We start from the raw sequence: 13,129 nt of genomic DNA, 5'->3' as shown, positions 1-13,129 counted from the left end.
CCGGGTACTTCCTCGGTGCTCCCATGACTCTCATCCTCCCGTGGATTGAGAGCCTCCATCAGACCCGGGGCGGAACAACCTCGCCGCACAAACGCCCGCCGACCTGCTCATGCGCGCTGCCGGCACCACCAAAGCAGCACATCTCGCAGCGTCCCTCGTCCACGTCCCAGACCTGCACACCGCGGTTCATCGGCGACGTCTGCTTGCCGAAGCCCGCGGTCAAAGCACCCGGTAGCGTGCCGCGCGGAGCCGTGCTGCCCGGTCGGCGCGGAGCTGCCCGCGGCTCTCGAGCGCGCGCTGATGCGCAACCCACCGCCCGATCATCACCTCTGCCGGGTCGGACGAGCGGCGCCGCGGAGCAAACCCGTGCGCTTCCCAGAACTCCTGATGCTCAGCAAAGCGCGCAGACCACGTCGAGTCGCGCGGGGACCACGCGAAGCCCGGAACCGCCTCCAGCCGCCGCTTCTGGTAATCAAGGTAGCCACCCGAGGCGTGCGCCTGACGGAAGTACGCCACCGTGTCGACCAGCGCCTGCTCGTCGGTCGCTGGACGTGGCCGCCGCGAATCTGCGCGAGGCATCCGAGCGTGTTGTGCAACGAACGCGTCCAGGCCGTGCACACGCATGATCCATCGACGCACGAACGGTTCGACTGCTGCGGTCTCGTCGATGTCGGCGAAGAAGTAGTCGATGCTGCGTCGCTGATCGAGGGTGAGCTGCCGTGTCGGCAGCGCGCTGAGTGCTTCGTACTCGGACCGCAGGAGAGCAAGGGAGGGGGTAGGGGCGGGCATGGGTTCCTCTCCGCGACCGGCTTTCGGTCGCGGAGCGGGTATGCGCGGAACGGGTCAGAACTTTGCTGGCGGAACGGCATGTCCGCCGGCCGGGTCCACGAACAGGACCAACTGGGCGGAGCGGATCACTACGGTTACCGGGTCCACGACGCAGGAGAGGAGCGCGAACCGCATGCACGCGCCCTCCTCACCTTCGTCGCATGCAAGGCCCGAAATGCCCTCGAACGGGTCACATACGGTGGCACTGAGAAACCCGGGCGTGTCGCGCTGCAATCCGCGCCAGCAGTGGGAACCGAAGGCGTCGGATCATCGATCTTGGATTTCACGGCCGACCCGGACGGGAGCGTCCCGCATAGGGACGGCATGCGAACGACTCCGAATCGGCTCAGCCACCAACTCGTCGAAGCACGCCGCGCCTGCCTACTGCTCCTGGCGGCTGCGGTGACGTACGTCCCGACGTTCCCTGCGGACCGCTGGGATCAGATCCGTCGTTTCGTGCTCGATGCCTCGGCCGAGGCTGCCGCGGCGTCAACGATCACGGCTGAGCGTCTCCTCGTCGTCGCGGCGCCGTACGTCGACTGGGTCGTCAACATCAACGGCTACCCGACCAAAACGATGGTCGTGTTCCACCCGGTGATGGTCCGCCGTTACGTCACCCGGGCCGATGTCACCTGGACCGACACGACCCGCCGCACGTACCGGTCGTTGCTAATGCGCATGTCCGAAGCGCTCGTCGGCACCGTCCCGCTCGAGTTCTCCGCAACCTCGCCTCAGAGCACTGCTGCTCCCTACGACGACCTCGACCTGCACCTGCTAGAAAGCTGGGCAACCGGCCAGTCAACTGCCGCGCGCCGCCGCAGCGCTGGCGTCGTCCTCGCTCTCTGCACCGGGGCTGGCCTGAAAGCCAACGAACTGCTCCAGGTCCGCCGACGCGACATCACCGTCGACGCCGACGGGATCCTCGTCAGCGTCGCATGCACCGGACGCGCGGTGCCCCTTCTCGCACGCTTCGAGCCCCTGCTCCTCAACGCGATTGCGAATGTCGCCGAGGACGACTGGGTGTTCGGCTCACCCAAGCGCGTCAAGCACGGCATCAGCACCCTCACCACGTTCCTCTACGACACGGACCGCGGCAACGAGCCCGACCCAGTGACCACGCGCATGCGGAACACGTGGATCATCACCCACCTCATCGCCGGCACGAACATGCGGGCACTGATGACCGCCGCAGGCGTCACCAAGTTCGAACACCTCGACCAACTCGTCGCCCACGTTCCCGCTCTCGGCGCTGCGTCTTACCGCCAGCAGCTCCGCGCCGAGGCGGTAACACGATGACCGCTCCGAAGGCGAAGCATCACGACTTCGAGAAGGCCGAACAGTGGATGCAGGACTGCTTCGGCATGTCGATGCTCATGTACCTCAAGATGGGCAAACGAGACGCCTTCCACCGGGCCGTCCGGGAGACGAGCAAGGTCATTGCACTCGGTGGCATCGAGGAACTCCTTGAGCAGTACTGGCTAGAGGACCACCCGTCCCGCCGAGGCCGCCACGCGTACATGAGCACGACGAGCGCCATGGCGCTGATGTTCGTCACAATGCGCGTAAAAGGCACCGTCAGCATCCGCACGGGCGCTGACCTCCTCGTCGACTCAACGAACGAAGAGCTCGAAATGCTCGGCATCGACCCCAGCATCTTCGACCGAGGAGACCTCTACGACGCCTACTGGCGGGCAGTGCACCGCCTCAAAGACCTGCTCGACCGCGACCCCGGCCCCCGCTGGCGACGCCCGAGCCCGGCGCGTCTTGCCGAGATCGAGGAGGAGTTCTACTCTGACCCCGAGCGCCTAGAGCTGCTCGAGGGACGCATGATGACCATCTGCAACCAGCTGCTCCAAGGGACCTGGCTCCTTCTTCCCAAGGAGCTCCGCGAACGCATGCACGGCACTGCGGCAATCGATGCAACCGTCGTACCCGTCGCCGGCATGCAGAAGAACCTCGACAACATGACGGGCGACGACACCGCATCCGTCAACTACGGCTGCGGCTTCTACGTTCGCGAGGGTGACCACGACGGCACGAACTCTGCTCCCAGCAAGCGCATCTTCGGTCGCGAAGCCGAACTCGGCACGCTCACCCGGAACAGTCCTGGAGCGGACATCGACGCTCCACTCTTCATCATCTGGTTCGGCGGCCACAAGCCCGGCGAAGTGCATGGCCAAGGCAAGCGCTTCCTCGATTCCTGCAAGGAACGCGGCATTCCGATCACGACGGTCATCGCTGACCGCGCGTACCTGCCCGGCGCGAAGTCCGAGGACTTCCAGCTCCCCATCGCAGCGCACGGCGCGAACGCCGTCATGGACTACCCACACGACAAGCTCGGCATCCAGGCCTACTACGCGAGCAAGGACGGCAAGCACGACCTCGTCATGTGCGACGGCTCCTGGTACCCCTCATTCATGCCCGAGACCCTTAAGCTCGCCGAATCAACCTGGGCGGAGACTCGAATCGCCGCATCGAAGATGACGAATCCCGTGGCTCGTGAGGCGACGCTCGCCGCGGGACATGACCTCGTCACCAAGCGTCGCGAGCAGCGCGCGAAGTATCGACTCAAGCCGCGGGGCCGCCACAACGCCGACGGCTCGCGCCAGTACTTCTACCCGACCGGACTCGACCCCATCGACTTCGACAAGACCACCGGTGAGCAGTTCAAGACCCCCATCCCCGGCAAGACCGTGAAGATCCCCGGCGTCCTCACTGCCGATCCGCGCAACGACGGGGACGGGACGAAGCACCTCAAGTTCGGACAAGAGTTCGAATACAAGTCCGAAGAGTGGCGCCGCTGGTACGGACTCCGCAACACGATCGAATCCGTGAACTCGCGAGTGAAAGACCCCCAGGCAGAGGGACTTCACGACCCGCTGAACCGCCGGGGTCGTGGCCCGTGGTTCGCAGAGATCGCTGCAGCGCTTGCCGCCGCTTCCCAGAACCTCCGCCGCCTCATCCATTTCCTCCAGGACCGTCTCGCGCTCAAGCGCTTGAGCGCCAAGAACCGCAACCACTGGATGACCTACGCCAAGCAGAACCCGAACGCACGGGTCGAGCCGTTCGAAGCCACCGAAGCGGACTCCGAGCCCCCGGAGTACTACCTCGTACCCATCGACGAGCTCCTCGGCTAGGCGCCCTCGCTCGCCCCGAACTGAACAATCAACGACTTCGCTCGGCAATCGAGCCGATGCCCCCTGCCCGAAAACAGGTCAGGGGGCCTTCGTCGTTCACGGAACCGCCTGCTCGCCATGGGCTCGGGCTCACCGAACGGCCAGGACGAGGTCCAGAGCACTGCTGAGCCACACTCTGGCGGCGCCAGCAGCCTTCACAGACAAAAGAATGACCAGGAATCCCGCAAAGACCGAACACGCCACGGCTCCGCCTCCAGGATTCGAACCCGGACCTAACGGCACCAAAGGCCGTCGTGCTGCCATTACACCAAGGCGGAACGCCCCCGCAGGAGCCAGACCATCCTCCCATGTGCCCGACACTGGTCGTGCGCCGCCGATCCACGCCATGATGGACGGATGCCGCCAGAGGACGAGGTCGACCGGATCGTCGCGGCGTGGGGTCGGGAGCGTCCGGATCTGGACTTCGCCCCGCTCGACGTCCTGTCGCGGGTGGACCGGCTCGCCCGCCACCTGGACCGGGCCCGGCGTCAGGCGTTCGAGGCGGGCGGGATGGAGCCGTGGGAGTTCGACGTCCTGTCGGCACTCCGGCGCGCGGGCGACCCGTACGAGTTGAGCCCCAAGGCGCTCCTCCAGCAGACCCTGGTGACGAGTGGCACGATGACGAACCGGGTGGACCGCCTCGCCGCCCGCGGGCTCGTCGCTCGCCGGACGGACCCCCGCGACGGCCGGGGCGTCCTCGTGTCCTTGACGCCGACGGGTCGGAGCGCGGTGGACGCGGCGATCGCGGACCTGCTGCAAGCCGAGCGAGCGATCCTCGCCGGGGTGTCCGACGGCGAGCGGGGCCAGCTGGCGGCACTGCTCCGGCGACTGATCCTGGGCCTCGGCGACTAGCCTTCCGGCTCGACCGGCGCGGGGAGTCTCACACCCCGAGCTGCTCCGCGACCTCGAGCCACCGCTCCTCGAGCTGCTCGACCTCGGCGTCCAGCGCGGTCAGTTCCGCCTGCAGCTTGCCGAGCCCCTCGTAGTCCGACTGGTCGTGCGCGGCGAACGCGTCGAGCCGCTTCTTCCGGTCCTGGGCGAGCTTCCCGATGCGGCGGTCGAGCGCCGACATCTCCTTCTCGACCACGCGACGCTCGGCGCCGGACAGGGTCGGCGTAGCCGTCGCCGCTGCCGGACGCAGCCCCGAGGCGGCGGCGACGGCCGAGGATCCGGCCGTGTCGGGCCTCCCGGCCGATGCCGCGGCAGCAGCCGACGCGGTCCCGCCGCCGGTGCCCGCGGCACGCAGCTTCATGTACTCGTCGACGCCACCGGGCAGGTGGCGGAGGTGCCCGCCGAGGACGGCGTACTGCTGGTCGGTGACGCGCTCGAGCAGGTACCGGTCGTGACTGACGACCAGCAGCGTGCCCGGCCAGGTGTCGAGGAGGTCCTCCATCGCGGCCAGCATGTCCGTGTCGAGGTCGTTCGTCGGCTCGTCGAGGATCAGGACGTTCGGCTCGTCGAGCAGGATGAGCATCAGCTGGAGGCGCCGCTTCTGCCCACCGGACAGGTCCTTCACCGGGGTGGAGAGCTGCTCCGACGTGAACCCGAGGCGCTCGAGCAACTGCGACGGCGTCATCTCCTTGCCGTCGGCGACGTAGCTGGTCTTCTTGCGCGCCACGACCTCGCGGACGCGGTCGTCGGCGAACTGGGCGAGGTCGGCGAGCTGCTGGTCGAGGACCGCGATCTGCACCGTCTTGCCCGTCTTCACCCGGCCGGTGGTCGGCTGGAGCTTGCCGGAGACCAGGTTGAGCAGCGTGGACTTGCCGGCGCCGTTCGGGCCGAGGATGCCGGTCCGCTCACCGGGCGCGATGCGCCACTCGATGTCCTCGATGATCATCGTGCCATCGAAGGACACGCCCGCGTCGATGAGGTCGACCACGTCCTTGCCCAGGCGCGCCGTCGCCATCTGGGACAGCGCGACCGTGTCGCGGATCGGCGGGACGTCGTCGATGAGGGCGTTCGCCGCGTCGATGCGGAACTTCGGCTTGCTCGTGCGGGCCGGGGCGCCGCGGCGCAGCCAGGCGAGCTCCTTGCGGGCCAGGTTCTGCCGGCGCTGCTCGCTCGACGCGGCCTGCCGGTCACGCTCGACGCGCTGCAGGATGTACGCCGCGTAGCCGCCCTCGAAGGGCTCGACGACGCCGTCGTGCACCTCCCACGTGTCGGTGGACACGGCGTCCAGGAACCACCGGTCGTGGGTCACGACGACCATGCCGCCCTGGTTCGCGGACCAGCGGCGGTTGATGTGCTCGGCCAGCCACTGGATGCCCTCGACGTCCAGGTGGTTGGTCGGCTCGTCGAGGAACAGCACGTCCCAGTCCCCGACCAGGAGGCGCGCCAACGCCACCCGACGCCGCTGCCCGCCCGACAGCTCGTCCACCATGACGTCCCACGGGATGTCCGACACCAGGCCGCCGATCACGTCGCGGATCTTCGCGTCGCCGGCCCACTCGTGCTCCGCGAGGTCGCCGACGACGACCTGCCCGACGGTCTCGCCCTCCGGCAGGATGTCCCGCTGGTCCAGGTAGCCGATCGTCACCCCGCGACGGTGCGTCACCCGACCATCGTCCGGTTCGAGGCGCTGCGCGAGCAGGGCGAGCAACGTCGACTTGCCGTCGCCGTTGCGCCCGACCACGCCGATCCGGTCGCCCTCGTCGAGGCCGATGGTCACGCTGTCGAAGACGACACGGGTGGGGAACTCGAGATGCACGTTCTCGGCGCCGAGGAGATGAGCCACCTGACCAGGGTAGGCGGACGCGGGGGTCGCGTCCGCCAGGGGTGGGTGTCAGGCGGGGGCGGCTGGCCGGTTCCGGCTGGCGGGCCGGTTCCGGCTGGCTGCGCACAACGAGATCCGGCTCGCGCCATGGGATCCCGTGGCGCGAGCCCGATGTCGTTGTGCGGGTCCGGCTCGCGCCGGGTACGGCGGCCGGCCGGGAGGCGCGGCTCAGATCGTCCGGTCGAGGAACGCCCGCCAGTGCTCCCGCTGGATCATCACGACGAGGAACATCGCCCCGAACCCGAGCGCGAGGATGCCTTCGACCCAGAGCAGGAAGTCGTCACGCGCGGCGAGGGACTGCCCCGCCGCCAACGGCACCCACCCCGCGGTGAACCAGAGCGTCCACTCGCTCTGCCGCAGTCGCAGGAGCGCCAGACGTCGGAGCACCCGGACCCGGTGCGGCTCCGCGGGTGCACGACCACGGAGGACACGGTCGACCTCCCGCCGCTCGCGCATCGACATCCCGGACAGCGGGTCGAACCACATCGCCCGCCGCGAGTGCGCCCGTCCGATCCGCACGATCCGCGCGACCCCGATCGCCCACACGACGAGCCCCAGCACGAAGACGCCCGAGCCGATGAGGAACTGCGTGTCGGACGGCCGTCGGGCGGGCATCGTCGTCTGCACGGCCAGCCACGCCCCGACCGCAGCAGCGAGGACGACGAGAGCGGCCGCCGCGATCAGCCGGACACGACGACACCGGCTGTGGTCCGGGTCACTCGGCGTCGGTGGTTCGTCGCCGCCCGACAGGAAGGCAGACCGCTGGTCCACCAGGTCCCACCGGCGGTCGTCGACGGACAGCGGTGGCACGGCGGCCCAGGCGTCCGGCCTGGAGGCCCTGCTCACGTCGCCGGGGTCGGGTCGCCCTCGCCGGCCGCTTCCTTCGCCCGCTTCAGGCGCGCCTGCGCCTCCCAGTACTCGATCTCCCGCTCGAGCTCGGCGAGTTCCTGCTCGGTGCTCGAGACACGCTTGTCCCCGTGGGCGCTCTTCGCGGCGCCGAGGGTGGCGTAGCGGTCCTCGTGGCGGGTGGGTTCGATGTACCGGCCGTGGTTCCGAGGGCCGGCAGCCCAGTCGTGCCCGATCGCGAACCAGACGATGCTGCCGACGACGGGCAGCAGGATCACGAGGATGATCCACGCGACCTTGGGCAGGCCCCGGACCTCGCTGTCGGTGCGCGTGATGATGTCGATCAACGCGAACACGAGCAGGACGACGCTCACGCCGGACAGCAGGATTCCCATGGCTCCGGATCCTATGGGTGTGCTGAGTCCAGCCGCTACGCCCGCCTTCGTGGGGCGGTGCGGCTGGTCACTCCGCCGAAGCGACAGATCAGCCGCAGAGTCCGGCGCTGATCTGTCGCTTTCGCGGAGAGGTCAGAGCGCGGCGACCCACTCGTCGGACCCGTCCGCGAAGCGCTGGTGCTTCCAGATCGGCACCTGCTCCTTCACCAGGTCGATCAAGGCAGCGCAGGCCGCGAAGGCCTCAGCACGGTGTCCGGACGCCACGGCTGCGGCGAGCGCGACGTCCCCGATGCCGAGGGCGCCCACGCGGTGCAGCACGGCGACGCGGACCTCGGGGTGTTGCTCTGCGATGGTCCGGGCGACCGAGGCGATGACGTCACCGGCGCTCGGGTGCCGCTCGTAGTCGAGAGCGGTGACGCCCTTGCCGCCGTCGTGGTCGCGTACGACGCCGGCGAACGTGACCACGGCACCGTCCTGGTCGGAGGCCACGACCGCGGACACCTCGTCGACGGTGATGTCGCGGTCGACGACGTCCGCCACGACGACCCGCTCGGCCGCGGTGGCGCTCACGAGGCGCTCCGCGGGGCGTGCCCGTCGCCGTGCAGCTGGGCGAGCAGGTGGTCGAGGAGTCCGTCGAGCACGGCCAGCCCGTCGGCGACCCCGCCGCGGGACCCGGGCAGCGTGACGACGAAGGCGCGGCCGCCGACGACCCCGGCGACCCCGCGACTGAGCAGCGCGGTAGGTCCGGCACCGGCGAGGCCACGGCGACGGATCTCCTCGACGATGCCGGGGAGTTCCAGGTCCAGCAGGGGCGCGACGGCGTCGGGGGTGCGGTCGGTCGGCGTGACGCCAGTGCCGCCGGTGGTGATGACGATCCGGGCGCCACCCGTGACGGCGGCGGTGAGGGTGTCGGCGACGGGGCCGCCGTCGGGGACGATCGCCGGGTCGCCGACGGTGAACCCACGGGTGCGGAGCCACTCGGCGATGACCGGTCCGGTGCGGTCGAGCGCGGGGTCGGTGGCGGCCGAGGTGGACACGACGAGGACGGCCGCGCGGCCCTGGTCGGTTGCGGCGTCGGTCACGATGCGCTCCAGTCGCCGGAACGGCCGCCGTGCTTCTCGAGCACGCGGACATCGGTGATCGACGCCGCCCGGTCGACGGCCTTGACCATGTCGTACACGGTCAGGGCAGCGACGCTCGCGCCGGTCAGGGCTTCCATCTCGACTCCGGTGCGGGAGGTCGTGCGGACGGACACCTGGATCACGACGCGGTCGTCGGCGCCGGTGATGTCGACCTCGACTCCGGCGATCGGCAGCGGGTGGCAGAGCGGGATGAGGTCGGACGTCTTCTTCACCGCCATGATCGCCGCGATCCGGGCGGTGCCGATCACCTCGCCCTTGGGCAGCGAGCCGTCGAGGATGCGGGCGACGACGTCCGCCCGGGTCACGAGTGTGGCGGTGGCGGTGGCGGACCGAGCGGTGACGTCCTTGTCGGAGACGTCCACCATGTGCGCGCTGCCGTCGGCGCGGACGTGGGACAGGTCGGTCATCGGATGCTCCAGACGGTCAGGACGTCGCCCGCGTCGACCTGACTGGTGCCGACCGGGACGTGGACGAGGTGTGTGGCCTCCGCGTAGTGCCAGAGCAGGTGTGAGCTGGGCCCGCCGACGAACTGCACGCGGCCGTCCACGATCGTGCCGCGCCGGACCTGGTGCTTGCCTGCGGGTGAGGTGGCGGAGTCGGCACTTGGCACGTCGGCGCTCGGACGGGTACCGGGCAGGCCGGCGGCGCGGGCGAGGACCGGGCGGAGGAACACCTCGAAGGACACCAGCGCCGAGACGGGGTTGCCGGGGAAGGCGACGACGGGCACCGACCGGCTGGCGATCGTCACGCTGCCCAGGGCCTGGGGACCGCCGGGCTGCATCGCGACCGCCGTGACCTCGAGTCCGCGGGGCTCGAGAGCCTGTCGGACGACCTCGTACGCCCCCGCACTGATGCCCCCCGTGGTGAGGACGAGGTCGGCCCACTCCCCCACGGCGCGGTTGAGCGCGTCGACGAACCGTTCAGGGTCGTCGGGCACCCGGACGCGGCGGGTCTCGACGCCCACCTCGGAGAGCGCGGCGGACAGTGCCACCCCGTTCGCGTCGCCGATGACCGCACCGGCGCGCAGGTCGACGGCCGCACGGACGCCCGCGGCATCGTCGTCGAGCAGTTCGCTGCCGGTCGACACGACGAGAACCCGGGGACGGCGGAACACCTCGACGGTGGTCACCCCGGCCCCGGCGAGCGCACCGAGGACGGCGGGAGTCAGGGGTTGTCCCGCCCTGGCGATGGCTGCTCCGGCGCGGAGGTCCGATCCGGCGACCCGGACGAAGGTCCCCGCGACGAGGTCGTCCGGCACCGGGACGGACTCGGTGTCGAGGGCCGCGGGGAAGGAGCCGGCCGGGGTCGACTCCACCGGGAACACCGCGTCGGCGCCATCGGGGATCCGCGCTCCGGTCATGATCGGTGCCGCGGTGCCCGGCTCGAGCGGCGGGGGCACGAGGCCGGCCGGGATCGGAGCGACGACGCGGAGCGTGGTGCCGGCATCGGCAGCGCGGACGGCGAACCCGTCCATCTGGCTGTTGTCGAACGCCGGCAGCGGTGTCGGCGCGGGGACGGCCGTCGCGAGGACCCGGTACCCGCGCCCCGCGCCGGACGCGACCGCCAGGTCGACCACCGACACCGTCTCGACCGACGCAGAACCCGACCCCGACCCGGGCCCCGCTCCGTGTCCACCGGGCAGCACCGGCTCGACGAGCGCCTGGACTGCTTCCCGGTGCTGACCGATCGTTCGCACGCGCGCCTCCGAATGGTCCTGACGCGGCGCATCGGACGACGCACCGCTCGCGGGCCGTTCCTGGCCCGCATCTGTAGCGTAACGACGGCGCCGACCAGCGCCGAGGACGACCGGAGGACCTGTGGAGAACGAGAAGACGGCAACGATCGGAGTGATCGGTGGTTCCGGCCTGTACGAGCTGTTCGAGCCCGGGACCGCGGACGAGATCGACGTCCCGACGCCCTTCGGTGCGACCTCGAGCCCGATCAGCATCGGCACGATGTCCGGCCGTCGTGTCGCGTTCCTCACCCGGCACGGGCGGACGCACTCGGTCGCCCCGCACCGGATCGAGCACCGCGCGAACCTCTGGGCGCTGCGGTCGCTCGGCGTCCGGGCCGTGGTGTCCTCCAGCGCCGTCGGTGGTCTGCACCCCGACTACGCCCCCGGCACCTTCGTGGTGACGGACCAGTTGATCGACCGGACCTGGGGCCGCGCCGACACGTACTTCGAGGACGAGGTGCAGCACCTCTCCTTCGCGGACCCGTTCGACCCGGTGCTGCGCCGTGCCGCGATCGACGCCATCGCGGCGCTCGATGTGCCGTTCCGCCCGACCGGCACCTGTGTCGTCATCCAGGGCCCGCGGTTCTCGAGTCGTGCCGAGTCCGTCTGGATGCGCGAGGCTGGCGGCCACACCATCAACATGACGATGTCGCCCGAGGTCCCCCTGGCCGCCGAGCTCGGCATCGGCACGGTGAACCTGTCGTTCGTCACCGACGCCGACGCGGGTCTCGCGCCGGCCGCGGACGAGACTGCCGCGGGCGCAGCGGCCGGCGACGACCAGGCCGCCACCCAGGCGCCGGTCACGCACCAGGCCGCCACCGAGGCCCCGGTCACGCACCAGGCCGTGATGGACCGCCTGGCCCGCGCGAACGAGGTGATCATCCGGGCGATCGGCTCGATCGTCGCCGCGGTCCCCGACGACTACACGCCGCGCGAACTCGTCCCGGCGAGTGCCTCCGCCCGCGTGCTGGAGCTCCGCCCGTGACCCGCCTGCTGGTCACCGGCGGCGCCGGCTTCATCGGCTCGACCATCGTCCGGCAGGCCCTGGCCGCCGGGTACGAGGTCCGGGTCCTGGACTCCCTCCGCACCGACGTGCACGGCGACCCGGAGGCCGTGGTCACCGCCCACCGCACCGCCGGCATCGAGCTGGTGCACGGCGACGTCCGCGACCGGGTGGCCCTCGACGCCGCCCTCCACGAGGTCGACGTGGTCTGCCACCAGGCCGCCAAGGTCGGGCTCGGCGTCGACTTCCAGGACGCGCCGGACTACGTCTCCAGCAACGACGCCGGCACCGCGCACGTGCTCGCCGCGATGGACCGCCTGGACCTCGGTCGACTCGTGGTCGCCAGTTCCATGGTCGTCTACGGCGAAGGCGCGTACACGACCGCCGACGGCGAACCCCTCCGACCGCCAGCGCGCCGCCGCGAGGACCTGGACGCCGGACAGTTCGACCCGATCGGTCCGGACGGACGCCCCCTGCTTCCGGGTCTGATCGACGAGTCGGCAGCGCTCGACCCGCGGAACGTCTACGCGCAGACGAAGGTCGCGCAGGAGCAGCTCGCCTCCTCCTGGACGCGTGCCACCGGCGGTCGAGCGGTCGCGCTGCGTTACCACAACGTGTACGGCCCGGGCATGCCCGCGAACACGCCCTACGCGGGCGTCGCGTCCTTGTTCCGCTCGGCCCTGGCCCGCGGCGAGGCACCCCGGGTCTTCGAGGACGGTGCACAGCGCCGTGACTTCGTGCACGTCGACGACGTCGCCGGTGCGAACCTCGCGGCGATCGCCGCGACCGAGTCCGCACCGTCGGAGTCCTTCCGGGCGTTCAACGTCGGCTCCGGCACGGTCCACACGATCGGTGAGATGGCCGCAGCGATCGCCGGTCCGGACGGCCCGCAGCCGGTCGTCACGGGCGAGTACCGCCTGGGCGACGTCCGGCACGTGACCGCGTCCTCGGCGCGCATCGCCGAGGAGCTCGGCTGGCAGGCGCAGGTCGACTTCACGCAGGGCATGCGCGACTTCGCGACGGCACCGCTCCGCGCAGCCGTGCGCTGACGCAAGCGCGCGCGAACCGGACACGGACCGATCCCGACCACCGACCCGGCCCGGCCACCGGACCCGGCCCGACCATCGGTCCCGGCCCGACCACGCATCGGACGAGAGGCACGTCCCCCACCCGGGGCGCGCCTCCCGTCCGACTCGCCGCGCGACCGCAACCGCGGTGCGGAGATCGGCCA

13 protein-coding genes and 1 tRNA gene are annotated in these 13,129 nt (G+C 70.5%); 5 read left to right on the top strand and 9 right to left on the bottom strand.

What is annotated here, in order from left to right:
- Positions 1–219: 219 nt before the first annotated feature.
- Positions 220–789, bottom strand: a complete 570-nt coding sequence (locus tag DEI89_RS11185; RefSeq protein ID WP_110904121.1) for a Helicase associated domain protein — start codon at positions 787–789, stop codon at positions 220–222.
- Between the two features lie 78 nt (positions 790–867).
- Between DEI89_RS11185 and DEI89_RS11175 the strand changes: the two genes are divergently transcribed.
- Positions 868–2,124, top strand: a complete 1,257-nt coding sequence (locus tag DEI89_RS11175; protein ID WP_146236761.1) for a phage integrase family protein — start codon at positions 868–870, stop codon at positions 2,122–2,124.
- Positions 2,121–3,965, top strand: a complete 1,845-nt coding sequence (locus tag DEI89_RS11170; protein ID WP_110904118.1) for a hypothetical protein — start codon at positions 2,121–2,123, stop codon at positions 3,963–3,965. Before DEI89_RS11175 ends, DEI89_RS11170 begins: the two co-directional genes overlap by 4 nt.
- 245 nt (positions 3,966–4,210) lie before the next feature.
- Here the strand turns inward: DEI89_RS11170 and DEI89_RS11165 are convergent.
- Positions 4,211–4,282 (bottom strand) — tRNA-Gln (locus DEI89_RS11165).
- A 79-nt stretch (positions 4,283–4,361) separates the two neighbouring features.
- On the opposite strand from DEI89_RS11165, the gene DEI89_RS11160 reads away from it, so the two are divergent.
- Positions 4,362–4,856, top strand: coding sequence for a MarR family winged helix-turn-helix transcriptional regulator (locus DEI89_RS11160; RefSeq protein ID WP_110904117.1), 495 nt, complete (start codon positions 4,362–4,364; stop codon positions 4,854–4,856).
- A 28-nt stretch (positions 4,857–4,884) separates the two neighbouring features.
- Here DEI89_RS11160 and DEI89_RS11155 read toward each other — a convergent pair whose 3' ends face one another.
- The 7 genes from DEI89_RS11155 to glp form a co-directional block, all read right to left on the bottom strand.
- Entirely contained in the window at positions 4,885–6,738 is a 1,854-nt protein-coding gene (locus tag DEI89_RS11155; RefSeq protein ID WP_110904116.1) for an ABC-F family ATP-binding cassette domain-containing protein, read from the bottom strand.
- 207 nt (positions 6,739–6,945) lie between these two features.
- Entirely contained in the window at positions 6,946–7,623 is a 678-nt protein-coding gene (locus DEI89_RS11150) for a hypothetical protein (RefSeq protein ID WP_146236760.1), read from the bottom strand.
- Positions 7,620–8,018 carry a PLD nuclease N-terminal domain-containing protein gene (locus tag DEI89_RS11145; protein ID WP_110904114.1) on the bottom strand — a complete coding sequence of 133 codons (399 nt, stop codon included), beginning with the start codon at positions 8,016–8,018 and terminating at the stop codon, positions 7,620–7,622. The genes DEI89_RS11150 and DEI89_RS11145 overlap by 4 nt, the downstream gene beginning before the upstream one ends.
- A 132-nt stretch (positions 8,019–8,150) precedes the next feature.
- Positions 8,151–8,588, bottom strand: a complete 438-nt coding sequence (locus tag DEI89_RS17700) for a molybdenum cofactor biosynthesis protein MoaE (protein WP_181421602.1) — start codon at positions 8,586–8,588, stop codon at positions 8,151–8,153.
- Entirely contained in the window at positions 8,585–9,100 is a 516-nt protein-coding gene (locus DEI89_RS17695) for a molybdenum cofactor biosynthesis protein B (RefSeq protein ID WP_181421601.1), read from the bottom strand. Before DEI89_RS17695 ends, DEI89_RS17700 begins: the two co-directional genes overlap by 4 nt.
- Complete coding sequence (gene moaC, locus DEI89_RS11135) at positions 9,097–9,567, bottom strand: cyclic pyranopterin monophosphate synthase MoaC (protein WP_110904112.1); 471 nt, start codon at positions 9,565–9,567, stop codon at positions 9,097–9,099. The genes DEI89_RS17695 and moaC overlap by 4 nt, the downstream gene beginning before the upstream one ends.
- Entirely contained in the window at positions 9,564–10,856 is a 1,293-nt protein-coding gene (gene glp, locus DEI89_RS11130) for a gephyrin-like molybdotransferase Glp (protein ID WP_110904111.1), read from the bottom strand. The genes moaC and glp overlap by 4 nt, the downstream gene beginning before the upstream one ends.
- A gap of 121 nt (positions 10,857–10,977) precedes the next feature.
- Between glp and DEI89_RS11125 the strand changes: the two genes are divergently transcribed.
- Together DEI89_RS11125 and DEI89_RS11120 are read left to right on the top strand one after the other, a co-directional pair.
- Entirely contained in the window at positions 10,978–11,880 is a 903-nt protein-coding gene (locus DEI89_RS11125) for an MTAP family purine nucleoside phosphorylase (RefSeq protein ID WP_110904110.1), read from the top strand.
- Positions 11,877–12,947: an NAD(P)-dependent oxidoreductase gene (locus DEI89_RS11120; protein ID WP_110904109.1), complete on the top strand. Its 1,071-nt coding sequence runs from the start codon at positions 11,877–11,879 to the stop codon at positions 12,945–12,947. The genes DEI89_RS11125 and DEI89_RS11120 overlap by 4 nt, the downstream gene beginning before the upstream one ends.
- Positions 12,948–13,129: the final 182 nt, after the last annotated feature.

Origin of the sequence: Curtobacterium sp. MCBD17_030 (assembly GCF_003224255.1) — a bacterium.
Classification (GTDB): domain Bacteria; phylum Actinomycetota; class Actinomycetes; order Actinomycetales; family Microbacteriaceae; genus Curtobacterium.
Note: the sequence above shows the minus strand (reverse complement) of the source record. Positions and strands in the feature narration are given on the sequence as shown.

Bases quoted from the DNA above. Each gene is read 5' to 3' on its own strand.
- DEI89_RS11185 (WP_110904121.1), bottom strand. From the start codon at position 789: ATGCCCGCCCCTACCCCCTCCCTTGCTCTCCTGCGGTCCGAGTACGAA.
- DEI89_RS11175 (WP_146236761.1), top strand. From the start codon at position 868: ATGTCCGCCGGCCGGGTCCACGAACAGGACCAACTGGGCGGAGCGGAT.
- DEI89_RS11170 (WP_110904118.1), top strand. From the start codon at position 2,121: ATGACCGCTCCGAAGGCGAAGCATCACGACTTCGAGAAGGCCGAACAG.
- DEI89_RS11160 (WP_110904117.1), top strand. From the start codon at position 4,362: ATGCCGCCAGAGGACGAGGTCGACCGGATCGTCGCGGCGTGGGGTCGG.
- DEI89_RS11145 (WP_110904114.1), bottom strand. From the start codon at position 8,018: ATGGGAATCCTGCTGTCCGGCGTGAGCGTCGTCCTGCTCGTGTTCGCG.
- moaC (WP_110904112.1), bottom strand. From the start codon at position 9,567: ATGACCGACCTGTCCCACGTCCGCGCCGACGGCAGCGCGCACATGGTG.